The organism is Streptomyces sp. NPDC058653 (assembly GCF_042716895.1).
Classification (GTDB): domain Bacteria; phylum Actinomycetota; class Actinomycetes; order Streptomycetales; family Streptomycetaceae; genus Streptomyces.
Map to the genome: position 1 here is coordinate 32,065 of NZ_JBHXRM010000053.1, position 20,623 is coordinate 52,687.

Annotated in this window: 18 protein-coding genes, 1 tRNA gene and 1 pseudogene; 14 read left to right on the plus strand and 6 right to left on the minus strand. The window is 69.7% G+C overall.

Features of this window, described 5'->3' with window-relative positions; all coding sequences use genetic code 11:
* Window positions 1-143: 143 nt before the first annotated feature.
* Window positions 144-4,367, minus strand: coding sequence for a PAS domain-containing protein (locus tag ACFWU9_RS31960; protein ID WP_384324562.1), 4,224 nt, complete (start codon window positions 4,365-4,367; stop codon window positions 144-146).
* Between the two features lie 296 nt (window positions 4,368-4,663).
* A complete protein-coding gene (locus tag ACFWU9_RS31965) occupies window positions 4,664-5,137 on the minus strand; it encodes an SSI family serine proteinase inhibitor (protein ID WP_384324563.1) in 474 nt (157 codons plus the stop codon).
* A 216-nt stretch (window positions 5,138-5,353) separates the two neighbouring features.
* Here ACFWU9_RS31965 and ACFWU9_RS31970 point away from each other — a divergent pair.
* A tRNA-Ser gene (locus ACFWU9_RS31970) sits at window positions 5,354-5,444 on the plus strand.
* Between the two features lie 63 nt (window positions 5,445-5,507).
* Here ACFWU9_RS31970 and ACFWU9_RS31975 read toward each other — a convergent pair.
* Together ACFWU9_RS31975 and ACFWU9_RS31980 are read right to left on the minus strand one after the other, a co-directional pair.
* A complete protein-coding gene (locus tag ACFWU9_RS31975; protein WP_384324564.1) occupies window positions 5,508-6,968 on the minus strand; it encodes a tyrosine-type recombinase/integrase in 1,461 nt (486 codons plus the stop codon).
* Between the two features lie 44 nt (window positions 6,969-7,012).
* On the minus strand, window positions 7,013-7,729 hold the full coding sequence (locus ACFWU9_RS31980) for a helix-turn-helix domain-containing protein (RefSeq protein ID WP_384324565.1): 717 nt from the start codon (window positions 7,727-7,729) through the stop codon (window positions 7,013-7,015).
* Between the two features lie 88 nt (window positions 7,730-7,817).
* Between ACFWU9_RS31980 and ACFWU9_RS31985 the strand changes: the two genes are divergently transcribed.
* From ACFWU9_RS31985 to ACFWU9_RS32040, 12 genes are all read left to right on the plus strand, one after another.
* Complete coding sequence (locus ACFWU9_RS31985) at window positions 7,818-8,054, plus strand: helix-turn-helix transcriptional regulator (protein WP_384324566.1); 237 nt, start codon at window positions 7,818-7,820, stop codon at window positions 8,052-8,054.
* Window positions 8,051-8,392, plus strand: coding sequence for a DNA-binding protein (locus ACFWU9_RS31990; protein ID WP_384324567.1), 342 nt, complete (start codon window positions 8,051-8,053; stop codon window positions 8,390-8,392). The genes ACFWU9_RS31985 and ACFWU9_RS31990 overlap by 4 nt, the downstream gene beginning before the upstream one ends.
* Before the next feature lie 136 nt (window positions 8,393-8,528).
* A complete protein-coding gene (locus tag ACFWU9_RS31995) occupies window positions 8,529-8,969 on the plus strand; it encodes a hypothetical protein (RefSeq protein ID WP_384324568.1) in 441 nt (146 codons plus the stop codon).
* A 113-nt stretch (window positions 8,970-9,082) separates the two neighbouring features.
* Complete coding sequence (locus ACFWU9_RS32000) at window positions 9,083-9,619, plus strand: hypothetical protein (protein ID WP_384324569.1); 537 nt, start codon at window positions 9,083-9,085, stop codon at window positions 9,617-9,619.
* A complete protein-coding gene (locus ACFWU9_RS32005) occupies window positions 9,616-9,831 on the plus strand; it encodes a hypothetical protein (protein ID WP_384324570.1) in 216 nt (71 codons plus the stop codon). The genes ACFWU9_RS32000 and ACFWU9_RS32005 overlap by 4 nt, the downstream gene beginning before the upstream one ends.
* Window positions 9,828-12,509 (plus strand): hypothetical protein, encoded by a 2,682-nt coding sequence (locus ACFWU9_RS32010; RefSeq protein WP_384324571.1) that lies wholly within the window; start codon window positions 9,828-9,830, stop codon window positions 12,507-12,509. Before ACFWU9_RS32005 ends, ACFWU9_RS32010 begins: the two co-directional genes overlap by 4 nt.
* Window positions 12,510-12,765: 256 nt before the next feature.
* Window positions 12,766-13,011 carry a hypothetical protein gene (locus ACFWU9_RS32015; RefSeq protein WP_384324572.1) on the plus strand — a complete coding sequence of 82 codons (246 nt, stop codon included), beginning with the start codon at window positions 12,766-12,768 and terminating at the stop codon, window positions 13,009-13,011.
* A 95-nt stretch (window positions 13,012-13,106) separates the two neighbouring features.
* Window positions 13,107-13,298: a hypothetical protein gene (locus ACFWU9_RS32020; protein WP_384324573.1), complete on the plus strand. Its 192-nt coding sequence runs from the start codon at window positions 13,107-13,109 to the stop codon at window positions 13,296-13,298.
* 102 nt (window positions 13,299-13,400) lie between these two features.
* Window positions 13,401-13,766 carry a hypothetical protein gene (locus ACFWU9_RS32025; protein ID WP_384324574.1) on the plus strand — a complete coding sequence of 122 codons (366 nt, stop codon included), beginning with the start codon at window positions 13,401-13,403 and terminating at the stop codon, window positions 13,764-13,766.
* Complete coding sequence (locus tag ACFWU9_RS32030) at window positions 13,753-14,169, plus strand: helix-turn-helix domain-containing protein (RefSeq protein ID WP_384324575.1); 417 nt, start codon at window positions 13,753-13,755, stop codon at window positions 14,167-14,169. Before ACFWU9_RS32025 ends, ACFWU9_RS32030 begins: the two co-directional genes overlap by 14 nt.
* On the plus strand, window positions 14,166-14,807 hold the full coding sequence (locus ACFWU9_RS32035) for a hypothetical protein (protein WP_384324576.1): 642 nt from the start codon (window positions 14,166-14,168) through the stop codon (window positions 14,805-14,807). Before ACFWU9_RS32030 ends, ACFWU9_RS32035 begins: the two co-directional genes overlap by 4 nt.
* A gap of 17 nt (window positions 14,808-14,824) precedes the next feature.
* On the plus strand, window positions 14,825-15,058 hold the full coding sequence (locus ACFWU9_RS32040) for a hypothetical protein (protein WP_384324577.1): 234 nt from the start codon (window positions 14,825-14,827) through the stop codon (window positions 15,056-15,058).
* A 754-nt stretch (window positions 15,059-15,812) separates the two neighbouring features.
* On the opposite strand, the gene ACFWU9_RS32045 is transcribed toward ACFWU9_RS32040, so the two are convergent.
* Window positions 15,813-16,094, minus strand: a complete 282-nt coding sequence (locus ACFWU9_RS32045; protein WP_384324578.1) for a hypothetical protein — start codon at window positions 16,092-16,094, stop codon at window positions 15,813-15,815.
* A gap of 254 nt (window positions 16,095-16,348) precedes the next feature.
* A complete protein-coding gene (locus ACFWU9_RS32050) occupies window positions 16,349-16,639 on the minus strand; it encodes a helix-turn-helix domain-containing protein (RefSeq protein ID WP_384324579.1) in 291 nt (96 codons plus the stop codon).
* A gap of 331 nt (window positions 16,640-16,970) precedes the next feature.
* On the opposite strand from ACFWU9_RS32050, the pseudogene ACFWU9_RS32055 reads away from it, so the two are divergent.
* A pseudogene (locus ACFWU9_RS32055) lies at window positions 16,971-20,623 on the plus strand (peptidase M23); the annotation flags it as partial.

Here is a 20,623-nt window from a genome sequence, read left to right on the forward strand (position 1 = left end):
GCGCGTCCAGGCCCGGGGCCAAGCCCGGGTCCAGCTCAGGCCAAGTGTCTGGGGCCCCGGGGGTACCCCCGCCCCACGCCCACCCCACCCCGCGTCCAGGTCCCACCCGCGAGGCGGTACCAACTGACGACCTTCCCCGAGGCTCAGTTGGTACCGATCTTCGCCAGCAGGTCCACGATCCGCGCCTGCACGTCCTCGCTCGTGGACCGCTCGGCGAGGAAGAGCACGGTCTCCCCGGCGGAGAGCTGCGGCAGCTCGGCGCGGTCGATGCCGGTGGAGGTGTAGACGACGAGTGGCGTACGGTTCAACTGGCCGTTCGCGCGCAGCCAGTCGATGATGCCCGCGCGCCGGCGCCGTACTTGCATCAGGTCCATGACCACCAGATTCGGCCGCATCTGGCCCGCGAGCGTCACCGCGTCGCTGTCCGTCCCCGCGCGCGCCACCTGCATACCGCGCCGCTCCAGTGTCGCCGTCAGCGCGAGCGCGATCTCCTCGCTCTCCTCGATCAACAGCACGCGCGGCGGGTGCTGTTCGCTGTCGCGCGGCGCCAGCGCCTTGAGGAGTACGGCGGGGTCCGCCCCGTACGCCGCCTCGCGTGTCGCCTGCCCGAGCCCGGCCGTCACCAGCACCGGGACCTCGGCTGCGACCGCGGCCTGGCGGAGCGACTGGAGCGCGGTGCGGGTGATCGGGCCCGTCAGCGGGTCCACGAACAGCGCCGCGGGGAAGGCCGCGATCTGGGCGTCGACCTCCTCGCGGGAGTGCACGATCACCGGGCGGTAGCCGCGGTCGCTGAGGGCCTGCTGGGTGGAGACGTCGGGGGCGGGCCAGACCAGCAGCCGGCGCGGGTTGTCCAGCGGCTCGGGGGGCAGTTCGTCGTCGACGGGACGGGGCTGGGGGCGGTTCGCGACCTCGACCGCGCCGCCGGGGCCGTCCAGTGGCTGGGGGCCTTCGGCGCCCTCGTCCGGAGCTCCTATCGCGTAGGCGCGACCCTCCGAGTGCGGGCCGTGGCCGAGCGATCCGCCCTGGCCGCCGTGGGAGGGGCCGGAGGCGGTGGCGCCGGTGTCGTCGGGGTCGTGCGGGGAGGAGAGCCTGCGGCGGCGGCCGGAACCGAGGCTCTGGTTCTGCTGCTTGGTGATCTGCTGCGAGAAGGGCACGCCCTGGCCGAGCGTACGCACGCTGAACGCCCGCCCGCCCTGCGTCGAGTCCGCCGGCATCGGCTCCTCGTCGGGCAGCGGCTGGGCGAGGGGCAACGGCTGGGGCGCGCGGGGGTCCCGGGGGGCGCCGCCGGCGCCGTCGCCGTTCGACGCACCGGTGTTCCGGGGGGTGTTCCCGGGGCCGTTGTCACCGCCGTTGGTCCGGTCGGCGTCGGCGTCGGTGTCGTCGATGTCGTCGTCCGGGTGCGTGTGCGTCTGCGGGTGCTGCGGCTCGATGGACGGCGGTACGGCTCCGGGGATGGGCCACGAAGGCTGACCGGGGACAGGCTCGGCCGGTGCCCCCGGCATCACGCCGACGCCCGACGCGGTGGGCATCGCGGGCGCCCAGCTGTTGGGGTCGTCGGCCGGGACGGCGCTGGCCACTGGCTCCGGCGCGAGCGCCCGGCGCGGGTCCTTCGTCCGCGGGTCCGTCCTGCGCGGGTCGTTGGGGCGCGCGGGGGCATCCGTGAGCCCCCCGCGTCGCCGGTCGGTCTGGGGCGAGACCGGGTGCGGCTTGAGCGGTGTGTGGTCCGCGCGCGGATCCGCCCGTACGGCGTCGTGGCGCCCCGGCAACGAGGCGTCCGGCGCACCCCCGGCACCGGGCGCCGGCGCGCGGTCGGCGTCGGCCGGGGGGAGCGCGAACTGCGCGCGGGGCGCGGCGTCGGCGGCGGGCGCCGGCGCGGGCTCGGACCGCTGCTGCGTGGCCGCCAGCGCGCGCCGCGGGCGCCGGACGGCCGGCTGCTGCTGCGCGGGTACGGGCCCCGGCGCCGTCTGCTGGGCCGGAACCGGCCGCGGAGTCTGCGGTGCCGGCCGGGGGGTCTGCTGCCGGGCCTGCTGCGGGGCCTGGTCCGGCACGTGGCGTGGCGTTTGCTCCGCCACCGGCGAGGGGCCGGAGGGCAGGGCGGGGAGGGCGTTCTGGCCGCCGTGCCGGGCACGTCGTCCCGCACCGGCCGCCGCCTCCTGCTGTGCGCCGTGCGGTACGCCCTGCGGAGGCACGGCCTGGCCGAAGGCCGCGCGCCCGTTGGGGTGCGCCCCCTCCGCGGCCGTCACGACCGACCCCTCGGAAGCGGCGGGCGACAGGGCGGGAGGAGCGGGCGGGGCGGGAGCGGGCGGGGCCGAGACCGCGAGTTCGGCGCCGGGGCCGGGGACTGGTCCGGCCCCGCTCTCCGCCGGGCTGGGCCTGCCGCGCCTGCGGCCCGTACCCCCGCCCGGGGCACCGCCGCCGGTCGCGCCGGAGTCCTGCGCCGGTACCGACACCTGTCCGGGCACCTGTCCAGGCATCTGCCCGGACGCCGGTCCCGCGTCGGGGGCCGCTTCCGTACGAGCCCTGCGCCGCCCCGTGGGCTCGCCGGCGGGCTCCTCGCCCGGAGCCCCGAGGAACGCGTCCGTCGACGCCCGCCGCGCACGCCGGCGCCCGCCGCCGGACCGGCCCGAGCCGCCCGTCGACCCCTGGGCGGCCTCCTGCTGCGCCGCCTCCTGCTGTACCGGCGCCTGGCTCTCCACGGGCGCGGGCGCGTGATACGTCCCCGCCCCCTCCCCCAGCGGCACTTCGAGCACGTACGCGCTGCCGCCCATGCCCGGCATCTCGTGCGTCTGCAACACCCCGCCGTGCGCCCGCACGATCCCGCGCACGATCGGCTCGTGCACCGGATCGCCGCCCGCGAACGGCCCGCGTACCTCGATCCGTACGACATCCCCGCGCTGCGCCGCCGCCACCACGATCGTCGAGTCGACGTAACCGCCGCCCGGCACCACCCGCGTACGCCCCGTGGAGTCGACTCCCGCCACATCCGCCGTGAGATGCGCGAGCGCCGTCGCGAGCCGTACGGGGTCGACCTCCGCCTCGATCGGCGGCGCGTGCACGGCGAACTGCGCCCGGCCCGGACCGATCAGCTCGATCGCGCCCTCGACACCGGCGGCGACGACCCCGTCGAGCAGCACCGTGACCTTGCTCAGCCGCTCCAGACCCTCGTCGAGCCGCTGATAGCCGAGGACGTTGTCGACCAGCGTCGTCATCCGCGCGTAGCCTGCCGACAGATGGTGCAGCATCTGGTTGGCCTCGGGCCACAGTTGCCCGGCCGGGTCGGCGGCGAGGGTCGACAGCTCACCGCGCAGCTCCTCCAGCGGCCCGCGCAGCGCACCGCCCAGGACGGCCGTCAGCTGGTGGTGCCGGCGGGCCGTGTTGTCGTACCGCTCCGCCAGCTCCTCGATCTCGGCCGCGTACCGGTCGCTGCGGTCGGCGAGTTCGGCGGTGTGCCGCTCGACCGCCGCGTCGAGTTCGGCCTTGTGGCGCTCGATCGTCTCCGCGAGCTCCGCCGCGTGCCGCTCGGCCGTCTCGCTGGCCTCGTTCGCGTGCGCCTCGACCAGTTCCTCGTACGGCCGCCGGTCGGTGAACGTCATCACCGCGCCGACGAGCTGCTCCCCGTCCCGTACGGGCGCGGTGGTCAGGTCCACCGGGACCTGCTTGCCGTTCTTCGCCCACAGCACCTGCCCGCGCACCCGGTGCTTGCGCCCCGACTTGAGGGTGTCGGCGAGGGGGGAGTCCTCGTACGGGAACGGCTCACCGTCGCCGCGCGAGTGCAGGATCAGCGGGTGGAGCTGCTGGCCGCCCAGATCGCTGGCCCGGAAGCCGAGGATCTGCGCGGCGGCGGGATTGACGAGTACGACGCGGCCGTCGGTGTCCGTACCGACCACGCCCTCGGCGGCGGCCCGCAGGATCATCTCGGTCTGGCGCTGCGAACGCGCCAGCTCCGCCTCGGTGTCGACCGTCCCCGAGAGATCGCGGACGACGAGCATCAGCAGCTCGTCGCCGGTGTAGTTGTGGAGGTCGTTGTAGGCCTGCTGGCCGTCCTCCAGATTGGCGCTGGTGACCTCGACGGGGAACTCGCTGCCGTCCGTACGGCGGGCGATCATCCGGGTGGGCTTCGTACGGCCCCGCTCGTCGGAGGCCTCGGGCCGGCGCATCGAACCGGGGATCAGGCGCGGGTCGAACTGCGGCAGGAGATCGAGCAGACCTCGCCCGACCAGGGCCGTCCCCGGGGTTTCGAAGGCGTCGAGCGCGATGGTGTTGGCGTTGACGACGGTGCCGTTGCTGTTGACGAGCACCAGTCCGTCTGGAAGCGCGTCAAGTATCGCCGCGAGGCGAGCAGCGCCTCGGGATGGCCTGCTGCTCACGACGACGCTTCCTCCCTGACCCACTGCACCTTGCGGACGGCCGGTCCCATCTTGCCCCTCGGAGTCTCAGCCTGTCACTGGAGGGAGTCTAAGGGCTGGGGGCGTGGCGGGGCGGCCGATGAGGGGGAGCTCTCACCAAGGTTGTGTGCGGACCTGGTACGTACGCCGTCCCCGCGCTCCCCCGCCCGCCCCCACTGCCACCGCGCACGCCGCACCCGGGGGGCCCGCGCCGCCTGCCCGCGGTGCCCGCCCGCGCCGCCCGTGTGCGGTGCCCGTGTGCCGTGCCCGCGTTCGGTTCAGCCCCGGGCGGCGGGGAGTACGGGGACGAGGTTCTGCCAGCGAGAGATCTCGCAGCCGTTCTTGCGGCTGAACGTCGCGTCGACGCTCCGGCCCTGCCACGTCCCGGTGACCCGGGCGGTGGCCGGCCCGCCCATCTGCATGGTGCACATCTGGCCCTGGGGCACCGGCGTGAACGGGTCCTTCCCCTCGGCGGCGAGCTCGTCCAGCCGCGTACACGCGGAGACGGCCTCGGGGTGCGTACCGCCGGCGGGCGCGCAGCGCAGTTCGTACGTACCGTCCGCCCGATTGACGTTGGTGTCGACGACGGTCACGGTGAGCCGGTCCTGCGCCTGCTCCTGGAGCGGCGAGTGAAGCGGCAGGGGCGCGAGGCCGAACGGGCCGACCGCGGCGGCGGTGGGCGCGAAGGCGGCCACGGCGGCGAGCGAGGCGGCGAAGGCGGCGGTGGCGGTGAGGGAGAAACGACGCGACACGGGAACTCCTGACGGCAGACGAATCCGAAGGGCCCGACGGTGCGCGCCCGGCATCACTAACGCGCGCGGGCTCCAGTCGTTGCGCGTGGGCCGGGGGCGCGAAGAAGCGCTTTGCCCTGCGGGCTTCCCGCCTAGTACCGTGGGCGGCGATTGGTGACACCGCGCTCGGCTGTGTCATCATCTGACACGCACCATCCGCGCCCGCGCGGGTGTGCTGGAGGCGTCGCCTAGTCCGGTCTATGGCGCCGCACTGCTAATGCGGTTTGGGTCTTAAAGCCCATCGAGGGTTCAAATCCCTCCGCCTCCGCAACCTGACCAGGGAGTTCATGCCAAACGGCGTGGGCTCCCTGAGTTGCTTTCAGGGGCGGATTCAGCCCCGGGATGGCACATTGCTGGCACCAACGGCCGCAAGGCGGTTCTGCCGGGGAATGAACGCCGCGATGCGAGCCGTGGCGTCCGCGGCCATCTCCTCCGCGACGACCGCATAGATGTCCATCGTGAACGACACCGAGGCGTGCCCCAGGATCTCGCTCACGAACTTGATCGCCACACCGGCCGCAAGAAGCATCGTCGCCGCACCATGCCGCAGATCATGAAAGCGGATCGGCGGCAGCGGCATCAACAGCGCCACCCCGACGGCGGCCTCGGTCGTCCGGTACTTCCGGGCGATCCGCTCCACCGACCAGCCCTCAGCGTGCCTCGCCCTGATGTTGGCGTGCCGCTCGATGAGGATCACGAAACGGCTGGACAGGTACTCCGCCTTCAACTCGCGGCCGTCCTCGTAGCAGTAGAGCCGGCCCGAGTCCTGGTACAGCTCGCCCCACCCCAGCCGCTCCTCAAGCTTCCGCTTGTGCCACGCCCTGTGGACGCGCACGGTGTCCGCGTCGAGGGGGACTTGGCGCCATCCAGCCTCGCTCTTGGTGTCGTCAAGCTCATCGCTGGCCTGCGACTGGAGGATGTGGAGACGGGCGCGCTCCAGGCTGAAGTGCTGCTCTTCGGCGGCGACCAGCTCGCCGCGCCGCGGCCCGTAGTAGGCATCCAGGTGAAACGCCGGGTACAGGCGCTCTTGCGACGCTTCGGTGAAGTCGAGGAAGTTGCCTGTCTGGTCCGCGGTCCACACCATGATCTTCGCCGGGACAACCCCGGTCTTCTGCCACTGCTCGACCCGCTCAGCGGTCCACAGCAGCGGCTTCTTGCGGCCCTTCTTCTTCTTGCCGCCTTTCGATCTCCAGACCCCGTCTGCCGGATTGTCGGGCCGGATCTTCGACAGCTTGACCGCGTCGGTCAGAGCCCCGTGGAGAACAGCGTGAATCCGACGGATACGGGACTCTCCGATCGGCCGGCTGTGCAGTCGCTTCCCGTCCCGGCTGTGCCGGGCTTCGAGGAGTCGGCGCAGCAACTCCGTCCGCTGGGTGTGCTCCTCGGGGCGGTTGATCTTCCGCATGTCCGCGTACAGCTCGCGGAAGTGCTCGTCGGTGAGGTCGACGACCTTGATGTGCCCAAGTCCGGGCTTCGCGTACAGGTCGATCGTCTCGCGCTCGGCGTCCAGCGTCGTCTTGGCGAGCCCTTCCCCGGTCTCGGCCTCGGAGATGCGCCAGGCGTAGCGGCGTTCGAGGTACTGCCCGAAGGTGGTGTTGCGCTCGTCGTGCGCCTTCGGGTTGGCGGCCGTGCCGAGAACCTTGGCGACCTCCTTCTTGCACTCCGTCTCGGTGGTGAAGGGGCCGACTCGTGGCTGACGGCGCTTCCCGCTCGCGGACCGCGGCGCCTCATAGCGGGCGTACCAACCGCCGTGACTCTTCTTCGCCAGGTCAGGGCACTTCTTACCGAGCAAACGCTTGGTCTGCGGATCGCGGCATGAGCACGCGCGAAATGGCTTCATTTCTCTCCATTGGTGCGGGGTGAAAGGGCATCCAGCTGGCGGCTGGCTCGCGTGTCGCCTGCCTCAAGATGCTCCAACTCTGGAAGTAGCCGAGGTGGCTTCAGGCCGCGGGTGCGAATCCTCTGGCGCTGCACGGTGATGGACGATTCAAGCTCCGCCACCGCTTTCGCCAAGCTCTCGAAGAAGGCGACGTCCGCCGCGCCTCCGCCTGTGGCCTGGGTGTGGACGAGGGTGAAGACGGCCTTCTTCTGCTCGCGCCACCCGGCGACTAGCCGGTCGTATTCACGGAACAGCTGCACCGCGTGCGGCTCGGCCGGCTCGGCAGGTTCCTGTCCTGGAACGCCAGCCTGCTCGCCCGTGAACCACTTCGCGGCCTCCCAGGTGTCCGCTGCTACGCCGGGCAGGATCTCTGTCTCTGTGTCCATCCCGACGGGGAAAAGCAGCTCCAGGGGCGAAAGCTCAAGGATCTTCGCGAGCACCAGCAGTTCGGCCACGCTCAGGGCCGGCCGACGACCGCCCTCGAAGTTCGCGAGGACGCTTCGCTTTATCGGCAGGCCGTAGTCATTGGTGCAGATGTCGGCCAGCTTCTGAACGCTGATCCCTCGATCGAGTCGCCTTCGCCGCACGCTCTGCGCGGCGCCGGCGGCCAGCCGCGCTCGCCACGCCTCCCCCTCTTCGAGCCGTGTTGTCCCGAGATCTTCCGGCTTGTCCACTGGGCTCCTTCTGCGAGGCGATCGTTTTCTGAGATGACGGTATCCGAAACATTTGACACCTGCCACCCCCGCATGCACCCTTAGCATCGTGACGAACGAAACTGCCGACAATCGGCATCTCAGCGAACAGGCAAGCGCGGAGAAGTTGACCCGGCCTGAGTTCGCCCGCATGGCGCGAGTGGACGTCAGCACGGTCAAGAGGTGGGCGCGCAAGGGGATCGGGCCTCGCCCGATCCGCCTCGGCCCCCGCGTCATCCGCTACGACAAGGCCGAAGTTCGCGCCTATCTGAACCAGGGCGAAGAGTCGGTAAGGGGTGCGGCATGAGCGGCACCTGGACGCGCGCCGCCATCGAGGCCCTCGGGCCGATCACCGATGTCCGGACAACGGCATCGATCTTCCAGGTCGACCCCGACACGATCTATTCGCAGATCCGCCGCGACGAATGGACCACGACGCGTGTACTCCGGCTCGGCCGGAAGATTCGCATCCCCACCAGAGACCTGCTCTCGGCCCTGTACGGCGCCGATCTGCCCACCGACCCGACTGTGCCGTCGGCGAGTAACGAGATCACGAACCAGCAGGTCACAGGCAGTGAATCGCAGTCTCAATGCGGTTGCAGGGTCGCCGATGTGGAGCCCATTCACGCTCTCCGCGGCGCATAGAAACGGCCCCCACCGAGACCGCCAGCGTTCCAGCGCCAGCGCGGCAGGGGCCGCCATCCGATCCCAGACATGCCAAAGGCCCGGCTTCATCGCTCGCCAGCGAACCGGGCCCTGACAACAGAACGGACTACACACGATGGTCGCACAAGATCCGACCGCCTTCGAAGACATCGCCTTCAGTTTCACCAACTCTGGAGCCCTCCGGACCGCCGTGGACGCCGCCATCTCCAAGGCACTCCGCAGCCGCGAAGGCGGATGGGCCGACCGCCTCGTCAAGAACGCCTGGCTCAACCTTCCCGAGGCCGAGCAGCAGCGCGCCTTCAACGACCTGTGCACCGCGTACTACCTCAAGCTCAGCGAGGAGCGCAGCGCCCACGCACACGACGCGCTCGGCACCAGCGGCACCTACCTCCAACCGGACGACCTGCCGCTCATCCACGAAGCGCTCATGAACGCGGCCCCCGTCGCCGAGGACACCGTGGTCGACGGCTTCCTCGGCGACTCCCTCGAACGGGTCCTCCGGGAGCTGGAGCTTCTGCGCTACCGGGTCTCGATTGCTCAGAGCGACGCGACCTGAAGCGCCTGCCCCGGCGTCACCTCACCGCGGCGCCGGGGCCGCACGCCCACCACTTTCGCGAGGCGACCGTCACTGGTACCCGCCCCGCCTCGCCCCTCGCGAAGGAACCGACCGTGAGCACAGAAGCAGAGACCAGCAACATGGGGGACCTGGCCGGACAACTCCGCCGACGCCGTGAAGCGGCTGCCCGCTGCGAGCCGTTGGCGTGCGGACACCGCGACCCCGAAAACTGCGTCGACACGTGCGCAGAGCCCAGGCGGGACGAAACTCGGGACGAAATCCACGTCGAGCCGGACGACATCGTCGGCCTGTGGGCGGACGCAAAGTCCCTCTACCTCGCCAACGACTTCCCGCCCTACGGATCGTCGGCCTGGATCGCGCTCGGGCCCGACGATCCCCGGCGCATCGCTGCCGCGCTCGACGCCGCCGAGAAGTGGCGACTCTACGGCGACGACGTCACCGAATGGCTGCAACAGCTTCCCGCGACCCAAGGGCCCGTCTGGTGCGTGGCCACCCGCGCGCAACTCGACCAGGCCGCCAAGCCCAAGCCCACGCACCAGCTGCGCGCAACCCCCGGCTGGCCGCCCGTCCGCGTACCCGGCCAGCCACAGCAGTACCTCACCAACGACACCGCAAGGAGGGTCGCGTGATCACCGACACGTCAACACGAGACCAGCTCCTTGCTCGGCGGAGCGCCGAACTCGAACGACGTCACGTCGTCGTCGAAGCCATCCGCAGTCAGCTCGCCGAACAGCCCTCGGCAAGCACCGTCCGGGCTTCGGCACGCGACTGGTGCCGAGACATCACCGCCCTCGCCGAGTCAGTCATCGCGGCCAAGAACAGCACGGAGACCCACGAGTGAGCACAGAGACGGAGCTGTCGCCCTCCGTGGACCCCAGCGTCATCAGTACGTGGCTGTCACACGTGTACGCGGACGCGCCCGGCTTCATCAGCGTCTGCTCCGACGCCGACAGGTGGGCCGGCCGGAGATTCTCTACCGACAAGGCTGGGCTGACGTCGGCGTCGGAGTACGCCGTCAAGCTCGACAAGCGACAGCCGAAAGGCATCTACACCCAGGTCACCACCCTTCGTGAGCGCCCGGCGGAAGGGCGCGGCGGGGAAGACCTCGCGCACGCCCTTACTCACCTGTGGGCAGACGGAGACTTCGGGACCATCGGCCACAAGCCGGGCCCTGACGACCTGCCTGCCCCGCCCGACGAAGATGCGGTGGCCAAGGTCGTCGCCGAATCCAGACTTCCTGAACCCAGTGGGTGGGTGCACTCGGGAGGCGGCTACAACCCCGTCTGGCTGCTCGCCGAACTGCGCGTCATCGGCGATTACGAAGACCGCGCCAGGATCAAAGACCTCACCATGACCTGGCAGGCCATCCTTGCCGCCCAGGCGTACCGTCACGGCTGGTCGTGGGACACCGAAGTCGGCAACCTCGACCGCCTCATGAAGCTGCCCGGCAGCGTCAACCGGAAGGACGGACTGGCCCGCGCTACCGGCATAGGCCCCGGTGGCGGCGCCGCCTACGACCTCGCCGCCTTGGCCGAAGCGGCCTCCACCCTTGGGCCGGACGCCCGCGAAGCCCTTACCGAAGCGACACGCGAGAAGCAGGTCCGCCGGAACCAGCGACTCGGCGTCAAGCCCGCGCCACCGCGGCCTCGTCGCGCACCGCGAGCAGCTGCGCTGACCGGAGACGGGCCGCTCGACGTCCTCGCCGAACACCTGGAGTTCAGCGACATCCTCGAACCCGCAGGGTTCACCTACGTCGGCACCCAGCAGAGCGACGGGCGGCAGATGTGGAAGCGACCCGCCGCAGGCGGCGAGTCTTCGAGCCCGTACAGCCTGCTGTGTGACGACCACGTGGCCGTCAACTTCTCCGACCGCTCGGACCTGCCAGTCGGAGCACAGCCGTCCGGGAGCAAGTTGACCGTTCCCTACCTGTGGGCGCACTTCAACTACAGCGGAGACCTCAGCGAAGCTGCCAGCGACATCCTCCGCGCGGCGACCGGCCGAGACGCCCACGGCGCGGCCGGAAGCCTGCCCTTCACGATCCTCGACGAGGTCAAGCGGCGGTGCCTCAGAGACGAGGCAGACAACGTCCAGGCTCAAACGGAGGATCCATGGGACGGGCCCCAAGACGAGCCGCCGGCGGATGCCCCCGAAGATGACACCAGCGACGAACCCGAGGACCGGCTGCCCAGCACCTTCTGGAGCGCCACACGCACCCTCGGCCAAATCCGGCAGATGGCACACGCTCGCCGCACCTCACCCGACGCCGTCCTGCACGCCCTCCTCGCCCGCGTCGCGGCCATGGCGGATCACACGGTCCGCGTTGACAACGGCATCCACCAGCCCGCCACCCTCTGCTGGTACTGCGGACTGTACGGCCCATCCGGTAGCGGCAAAGGCCAAGCTGAGAACACCGCTGAGGAGCTTGCGCCGTTCCCGGACATCGACCTCGCGTACATCGACATCTCCACCGGGCAAGGTCTGATCGCCGCCTACCTGGACCTCGACATCGACCCGGACGACGAATCCGGCAAGAAGAAGATCCTCATCCAGAGAAGAACCCGCGGCTACGCACTCGCCACTGAAGGCAGCGTGCTCGACGCCATGGCGCAGATGTCTGCCGCAGCCACCCTCAACGGCGTCCTCTGCAAGGCGTGGATGAGCGAGCGGCAAGGCACTTCCAACGCCGAGGTCGAGCGGCGCCGAGCCCTTCCCAAGGGGAGCTACACGCTGTCCATGTCCCTCGGCGTCCAGGAAGAACCGGCCGCCAAACTACTGGAGATGGGGTCCATCGGCCTACCGCAGCGCCTCGGCTGGTCACACGCGACGCTCGGTCCGGACACCCCGAAAGTGAGGCCCGACAGGACGGGGCCGGTCACCGTCACCATCTCGGATGGGACGGACACCCCGGTCACGTACTGGGTAGCTGCGCTTCGCAACACCGTCATCCCAGTTCCCGAGCACGTCACACAAGAACTCGACGATCTCGCGCTGGAGATTTCCTTTGGACGCGGAGAGTTGGCGCCCCTCGACACACACGAGCCGTTGTGGCGTGTGAAGTGCGCCGCGCTGATGGCTCTGCTTCACGGCCGCACGGCGGTTGCGACAGAAGACTGGGACATGGCCGTGGTGATGTGGAGGACGTCCAGGAAGGTCCGTGACGGCGTCCAGGACTCCGCCAATCGACGCCTGCGGGCCGAGATGGACGCGCGGCGGGCTGAGGCCGTTCTCACGGCCGTGGAGTCCCAGTCGGCGGTGTACGAGGCGATGCACGGCGTGCACCCCTCCGTCGTCAACGTAGCCAAGCGGGCGCACCGCTACCTGACGCGCAAGGGCGGCGAGATCCCGCTGCGCGACGTCAACCGGAACTGCATCAAGAAGACCGACCGCGACAAGTACCGGGCATCCGGCGCCTCGGACTCCCTGTGGTCCGCGGCGCTCCAATTCGGATGCGACCAGGGATGGCTGGCCCTGCTGGACGACGGCGCCCTTCTGGTGGCCGGTTCGGTTGCCCCGGAGTAGCGGTGACTACGAGGAGTGCTGTCGGACTGTCGGACCTGTCGGACCTTCGGGTCCGACAGCCTCTCTCATCCAATGCGGACATTAATAGACAAAATAATCTAGATGAGACTCACGAAACGCGCGAAGCCCCAGGTCGCCCCGCGAACCTCTGTCGGACCTTCCGGGTCCGACAGGGAAAGGTCCGACACCACGGACAGTCACACCCCAAAGTCCGTCACTCATCAGCAGACCCACCCTCACCCCGAAGGAGATCCCCATGGACCACCAGGCAACAGCACTGGACCTGATCGCTCGTACCGAGAAGGCCGTAGAGCAGGTCGCCGGCCTCGCGGCGCACACCGGCATCACCTTCAAGGTCGACGACATCGTCGACGCCGTCGAACGAGACCTGCCCGCCAACTACCCCGCGCCCACCGCAGAGGGGGCACTGACCCGCCGGGACGTCATCACGTCCATGGCCACAGACATCCTCTCCGGAGCGATCTACGAGGACCCTGCCTGATCTGCACGCGCAACGGCCGGGGCCCGCCTGAATCAGGCCCCGGCCACGCACAGCATCCCATCCACCCCAGCCCCCGCCCGGAACCTGGGAACAACGTGGACATCAACGACGTGGTAGCCGAGAAAGTCGAAGCCGCCCGACGAAAGATCCAGAACGACAAGCGCCGGCGGGCCGAACTTGCTGCCGCACGCAAACGCGGCCTCGCCCTCCGGCACGCCGCCAAGCTCCGCAACCTCAGTCGTGGGGATATGCCCACGGTTGCCAGCACACCGCCGGACGCCGCCTGATGCGCGCGGTGAGTATCCGGTTCTCGCGGTCCCGCGCGCGCGGGACCGGTCGTCACCTAAAGCGCACGCAGGCGCGCGTGCATGCACGGAACGGAGATCGCAGTGAGTGAGCCGACACCGATCAAGCAGGGCCGCGGCGCGCAGCCGATCGAGGGGCGCGCCGAGCTGGACGCGGCGTGGGCGCGGTTCCGCCGGGGCATGGTGCGGCTGGCGCGTGAGGGGCGCCGGTCGGATCCGGAGACGTTGGCGAAGCTGGGGCCGATCGTGGCCGAGGCAACGCAGGTGCTTGACCGGCTGGCCGGTGAGGCGAATGCGGCGGTGGGCTCGTCGGCCCGTAACCGCCGGCTGGTGGCGGAGGCGGAGCAGAAGGCGGCGAGGGTGCTGCGGAGGCTGGCCCGCCAGGGTGATCCGCGTGCGGTGCGGATGCTGCGGAGCATGTCCGGGGGCCGGCCCGATGACGCGGCGTGACATTCCGCCCGGCGCCCACGGCCTGGTGCGCGAGGACGGCTCGGTTGTCGTGCCGCCCGCGTTGGCTGGGGAGTTGCTGCGCCGGCTGCTGCGGGATGTGACGGCCGAGGTGAACGCGAACGGCGGCGTCCCTTCACCTGCGTGCCGCGAGCTGCTGTGGTCCCTGCATACGGCGTCGGTGGCCGAGGAGAAGGCGGCGAGTTCCGACAGCGGAACCCCGGCCGGCCCGGTCGGCAGTGTGGAGATCAGCACGACGGAGGCGGCCCAAGTCTTGGGCTGCTCGGCCGAGTACGCGCGGCGTCTGGCCCGTGCGGGGCGTCTCCCGGCCCGACGGGTCGGGCGCCAGTGGCTGATACGCGAGGCGGCGATCGTCGCCCCAGGACGGACGGAGACGGCAGCGTGACGACGGAACTGACGGAGGCGCAGCGGCAACTTGCTGACGCGCAGAAGGAGAAGGCCGAACTCGACGGTCTGATCCAGGGCCTGGAGAAGCAGGTTCTCGCCGGTGAGGCGGAGGAGACCGAGAGGGAGCTGACGGAGCAGTACGGCCTCGCCCGTCTCGCGAAACTGCGCCAGGAGGCCGCGGAGCGCCGTGTGAAGGACGCTGCGGCGGCCGAGGTCCAGGAGCGGCGCCAGGCGGCCCTCGTGGCGGCGCGCAAGGAACTGGAGAGGCTTGCCCCCGAGAGGCTGGCGGAAGCGTGCGAGGCGGCCCTTGAGGCGATCGAGCGGGTGCAGCAGCTGGGGGACGCACGGCAGGCTGCGGTTGAGCGGCACGCTGCGGTGTTCCTCGACCTGGGGATGAGCGGCAGGATCCTTCACCAGGACTCCAGTTGGGTCGTGTTCGAGGTGGACGGGGTCCGCTACGACACGCGGCAGGACAGTCTCGACGGGCGTCGCCTGCTGGCCGTGATCGAGGGCGAGCGGGTGCGCCGGGCGCAGATCCCTGGCCGGCTGGCGAAAGGCTTCACGCCTCCTGCTCCGGAGGCGCATCCGGTTGCGCAGCTGCTCGCCGCTCAGACCGCCGGCGGTGCAGGGCTGTGACGGACATGGTGGCGGAGGTGAAGCGCCTCACTGTGGCGGCGCCTCTGGCGTCGGCCAAGGGTGACGATGACGGGTTGGTGGCCCTGATCCAGGGGTTGGAGCCGGAGTTGCGCGACGGACTGCTGTACGGCCTGGCCCGGTGCCTGGTCGGCGTGACGGACCAGCTGTGCGAGGCGAAGGGTGCAGCGGACCCGCGGGTCGCGACGATTGAGGCGTTCGAGGCCGAGGCGCTGGAGCTGGCCGGCGAGTAGCAGGCAGCAGTCGAGGGCGCCCGTTCCCGATCCAGGGGGCGGGCGCCCTTTTTCGTGCCCGAAAGGCTAAGGGGTAACCGCATGAAGGGTGCGGTTCGCGCCCTCTGACCTGCCATTACTGGGCTGGATGACTCCGAGTTGGCACATGGGGAGTCGATCGACCAGCTCGGCGTCGACAACGTCGGTTTGAGGCTCAGTCCAGACGTTCGATGCAACACCCGAACGTGACCCTGCGTATACGCGACCGTCGGTTCCCAACACAGACCGTGCAGCAGGTGTCCCATCTGGGACACCTGCAAGATCTCGGCCGACGGTCCCCCTGCCGAGGCTCGTTGCTGAGGCGCCTGTGGGAAGACAACCCCGTCATGGGGCTTTAGCGGGGCTGCCAGCCCTCTCCGCCCGTCACGGTTCGCCCCGCGTGCCGGGGCGACACTCCAAGCAAGGTTCTAGTCCCTGCTGTTCAGTGTCGGGGTCGCTTACCTATGGGGTGAGATCTCGAACCGAGAAGAGGAGCCCTATGACTAACGATCCTGCTGGCGTCACGATCTGCCCCGACTGTGGTGAAGTCATCACCTTGGTCAACGTGCTGGGTAAGGCTCGGGAGCCCCGTCACATCCCCGTCGCTGGCAAAGAGGTGAACTGTCCCCAGTAAACGGTCGGCTGAAGCCCCCGTCGTTGGCGGGGGCTTCGTCATGCCGGTCGGGCAGTGAAGGCACCCTTTGCTCGGTTGGAGGACTTCGGGCTGCAAGCCGAGTCAACCATTAGTGTCGCTACGGTCGTTGAGAGTGGAACTCGCCGGGGGCGGGTCCTGCTGAGGGCTGGACGGGCTTTGAGGTTCTTTGGAGCGGGTGGCCAGGATCAGGGCTGCGATACCTCCACAGGCTCCACCAAGGGCCGTGACGAGACCTGTTATGGCAGTGATGACCGCCACCGAGTCGGCGAGGTAGATGGTCTCGGGGGGCGCCCCGTAATAGTTCACGTAGACGGGGTTGGAGAACGCCGCGTAGAGGAACGCCAGCCCGATGAGGAGCAGCATGCAGGAGGCGGAGGCGACTCCGCGTGGTCCGCTCCGGTTGGGCGCGTTCATACCTCCATCGTCCACGGAGGATGGCCGCAGCGGGTGGTGAAGGCTTCACGGCCACTCTATTGAGCTACCGGGCGCCAGGTGACGACCCCCCGGCATGGGTCAGTCCGGGGGGTCGTCCGTCACATCGGCGTCCAGGGTGAGCCTGCCGCCTGCCTGGAGTAGCGGCCATACCAGCAGAAGCCCCCGCCGCAGCGGGGGCTTCGTCATGCCGTGGCGCGTGCGGGGTGGCTGAGTCCGGCGTCGGTGACGGCCGCGGCGTAGAGCTGGGTGCGTTCGTCGTCGGTGAGGTTGAGGACGTCGGCGAGGCGGCGGGCTGCGGCGAGGGAGGGTGTGCGCTGGCCGTGCTCGATCTTGTTGAGGTATGAGCCGCCGAAGCCGGCGCGTCCTGATGCCTGCCGTTGGCCGAGTCCTGTTCGGGCCCGCGCGGCGGCGAGCATCGGGCCGAGATTCGCCGGGGGCATCCGGCGTATGCGCACCTTGACCTTGGATTCCATCCCGAAACCACCCTTCGACAGCGCTGATCCTAGGTGAAGTGTCTCCCTAGGTCATACAATCCAAAGGTAGGCGCTTGATGTGAGGGATGGTTCCAAGGTCATCTAGGGCTCACGGCGTCGGATCGACGGGAGTGTGGGCATGGCTGGACCAGAGGTCGTCGGACGCACCCGGGTTTCGCTGGTCCCCGACACGTCCCTGTTCGGCGACCTGCTGCGAGTCGAGCTGCCCAGGGCCGTGAAGCAGCCGGCCGAACTTGCGGGAGTCACCGCCGGGCTGGCGTTCCGGCGGAAGTTCGAGGACACCCTCACCGGCTTCAAGCCCGTCATCAAGGTGGCCGTCGACCTCGATGACGCCCTGGCGAAGACGCGGCTTGGTGAGCTGACGAAGCCCCGCACGATCAGGGCGAAGGTCGACCTGGACGACAAGGCGGCGGTCGCCGGGCTGGCCAAGCTCACGGCCGACCGGACGGTGAAGCTGACCGTCGACCTCGACGACAAGGCCGCCACGGCAGGCCTGACGAAGCTGATAGCGGACCGCACCGTCAAGGTGAAGGCCACCCTTGACGACCAGGCCGCGAAGACGTCGCTCACAGCCCTGACCGCCGACCGGACGTTGAAGGTCACGGCCGCGTTCGACGACAAGGCGGCGAAGGTCTCGATAGCCCGCTTGATCGTGGACCGCACTGTCCGGATCACCGCCCAGTTGGACGACACCGCGGCGAAGGCGAAACTTGCCGGTTTCGGCCAGACGACCGTCGATGTGGCGGCGAAGATCAACGATGCTGCGTTGAAGCGCGTTGAGAAGGCTCTCGACAAGCTGACAGCGGACCGTTCGGTCAACATTCGCCCCGTCGTGGATACGAGGGTCGCGGCGGATGAGCTGCGGAACCTCGGCCGGCGGCAGCGTGTGCGTATCGGTGTCGATGTTGATACGCGTGTCGCCGCGAACGACATCGCGAACCTGATCCGCAGGCGGCAGGTCGGTGTTACGGCGAACGCCGACACGGCCGCTGCGGCTGCTGCTCTGGCTGTCCTGACCCGTGACCGGACCGTCAACGTGCGGGCCCGCATGTCCGGTCTCGGTGCGCTCACGGCGGGGCTCGGTGCCCTCGGCGGCGGATCCAGTGGTGCTGGTGGTGGGGTCGGGCTGCTGTCCGGGCGCATCGTCGCCCTCGGTGCGGCAGCCCTGCTGTCGTTGCCGTCGATCGCCTCACTGGGGTCCGCCATCGCACAACTGGGTCCGCTTGCCGCGGTGGCCGCGCCGCTGGTGCTGACCCTGGGGTCCGCTTTCGCGGCGATCAAGATCGGTGCCTCAGGTGTCGGTGAGGCGATCAAGGCCGCGTTCGCCGACCCGGCCGCCGGGGCTGCTGCCGCCGTATCGGCCGCCCGGCAGGTGGAGTCCGCGCAACGGTCCCTGGCGAACGCGCAGCGGGGTGTGACGGATGCCGAGCGCGGCCTGTCGCAGGCGCAGAGGGATGCCCGCACCGCGCAGGAGGCCCTGTCCGGTGCCCGCAGGCAGGCGGCACGGGACTTGCAGGACATGAACGCCCGTCTGCGGCAGGGGTCGTTGGACCAGAGGCAGGCCGCCCTTGATGTGGCGCAGGCGGAGGAAGACCTTCAGCGCACCCGCACCGACCCTGCCGCGACCCAGTTGCAGATCCAGCAGGCGGAGCTCGCGGCCGAGCGGGCGAGGCAGTCCGTCGAGACGCAGCGCACCGAGTACAGCCGGCTGAAGACCGACGCTGCGGCGGCGAACAAGGCAGGTGTGGACGGCTCCGACACGGTTGTTGAGGCCCGGGAGCGGATCCGTGACGCGGGCGCCCAGGTGGCCGCCCAGGAGCGTGCCGTGCAGGACGCGCACCGTGCTGTCGCGGATGCTGCCCGGCAGGTCGCCGATGCGCAGCAAGCCGCCGCGGTACAGACCTCCGCCCTGGATACGGCGCTGGGGAAGCTGTCGCCGAACGCGCGGGCGTTCGTCGGGTCGTTGCAGGCGATGGCACCGGCGTGGACCGCCCTGAAACTCGACGTGCAGGACCGCCTGTTCGCCGGTCTGGGGGCCCGGCTGGAGCGGGTCGGCACACAGGTACTTCCGACGCTGCGGGGCGGCCTGGCGGGCACCGCGGGCGTCCTCAACACGATGGCGCAGAACGCGCTGACCGCCGTGTCGAACCTTCAGAAGACCGGCCAGCTGAAGGGTGCGTTCGACGTCGTCCGCGACGGGCTGACGAACATGGCCCGCATCCCCGGGCAGATCGTCACGGGCCTGGCGCAGCTCACCGTTGCCGCCGGCCCCGCGTGGGACCGCATCACCGCCGGCGCCGGATCGGCGATGGACAGTGTGATGGACAAGCTCGCCGCGGGCTTGGAGAACGGCACGCTGACCGAGGCGATCAACACCGCCCTCGATGTGGCGGTGGCGTTCGGCAGAGTCCTGGCGGACGTGTTCGGGATCGTCCAGAACATAATGGGCGCCGCCGCCACCGCGGGCGGCGACTTCTTCGCGGTCATCGGATCGGCCCTTGAGGAGATCCGGCGGATCACCGCCCTGCCCGAGGTGCAGGCCGCCCTCACATCGATCTTCACCGCCATCCAGGCCATCGCGGTCCTCATCGCAGGCACGTTGGGCGCGGTCATCCAGGCGGTGCTGCCGCTCCTCGCCGCCCTCGCGCCCACCATCACAGCGCTTGCCGAGGCGTTCGGCCCTGTTCTCGCGCAGCTCGCCGACGTCCTCGGCAAGGCGCTGATGCCGATCGTCGAGGCACTGCTGCCCGTCATCGACATGGTCGGTCGGGGGATCCTCGACCTGGTCACCGCCCTGATGCCGCTGCTGGCGCCGCTCGGCCAGTACCTCGCGCTGATCGTGGACGCGCTGGCGCCGATCCTGGGTACGGTCATCGACGTCATCGTGCAGGTCATCGGCGCTCTCGCCGGCCCGATGACGCAGATCATCAACGCCCTGATTCCCGTCGTCACGCTGATCGGCGAGGCGATCACCCAGGCTTTCGCCGCCCTTCAGCCGGTCATCGCACCCCTGGTCGGGGTGATCGGCCTGATAGCCACGGCGTTCGTCGACCTGTACACGGGCGCCATCGCCGCCCTGCTCCCGGCCTTGATGCCGCTGATCCCCGTGATCGTTCAGATCATCACGGTCCTGGTGCAGCTGGCCACGGCGGTACTCACCCCGCTCGGGCCGGTCATCACCCAGGTCGCCGCCCTGCTCGGGCAGATCCTCACCACGGCGATCAAGGGGCTGATGCCGGTCGTCATGTCGGTCCTCGGCCTGTTCGTGAGCCTGCTCCCCGCCCTGACGCCGCTCATCCCCGCGATCGTGCAACTGGTCTTCGCGGTGCTCCAGTTGGTGCCGCCGCTGCTTCAACTGCTGCTGTCCGTGCTGGTCCCGCTGATGCCCGTCATCACGAAGGTCGCCGAGCTGCTGGTGGGCGCCCTGTCCGCGGCCCTGCTGTTCCTGGTGCCGGTCATCGTGACGGTCATCGGATGGGTGACATCGTTCGTGAAGATCGTGTCCGATGCGGTCAAGGGCATCCTCAGCTTCTTCACGGACCTGTTTGACAAGCTCCTCGGCCACTCGATCATCCCCGACATCGTGCGGGGTGCGATCAGTTGGTTCACGAGCCTGCGGGACCGGGCCCTGGGCATTTTCCGTGCGGTCCGCGACGGCATCGTCCGCACCTGGCAGTCCCTGTGGAACACGGTCAAGTCCACCGCGACCAACGCCTGGGAGGCCGTGAAAAAGGGCTTCGACACCTTCGCCGCAGGTCTGCGGAGCGCGTTCGACACCCTGAAGAAGGGCTTGGGCAAGATCTGGAGTGGACTGAAGGAGCTAGTGAAAGCCCCTGTCCGATTCTGGGTGGAAACGGTATATAACGGTGGAATTGTCAGCGTATGGAACAAAACAGCCGCCAAGATTCCCGGTGTTGCCGATCTCAAGGAGATGTCCCTTCCGAAGGGTTTCGCCCGCGGTGG

Excerpts from the sequence above, each read along its gene's own strand:
- ACFWU9_RS32045 (WP_384324578.1), bottom strand. The coding sequence starts at position 16,094 with ATGCTGCTCCTCATCGGGCTGGCGTTCCTCTACGCGGCGTTCTCCAAC.
- ACFWU9_RS32015 (WP_384324572.1), top strand. The coding sequence starts at position 12,766 with ATGGACCACCAGGCAACAGCACTGGACCTGATCGCTCGTACCGAGAAG.
- ACFWU9_RS32050 (WP_384324579.1), bottom strand. The coding sequence starts at position 16,639 with ATGGAATCCAAGGTCAAGGTGCGCATACGCCGGATGCCCCCGGCGAAT.
- ACFWU9_RS31995 (WP_384324568.1), top strand. The coding sequence starts at position 8,529 with ATGGTCGCACAAGATCCGACCGCCTTCGAAGACATCGCCTTCAGTTTC.
- ACFWU9_RS31990 (WP_384324567.1), top strand. The coding sequence starts at position 8,051 with ATGAGCGGCACCTGGACGCGCGCCGCCATCGAGGCCCTCGGGCCGATC.
- ACFWU9_RS32030 (WP_384324575.1), top strand. The coding sequence starts at position 13,753 with ATGACGCGGCGTGACATTCCGCCCGGCGCCCACGGCCTGGTGCGCGAG.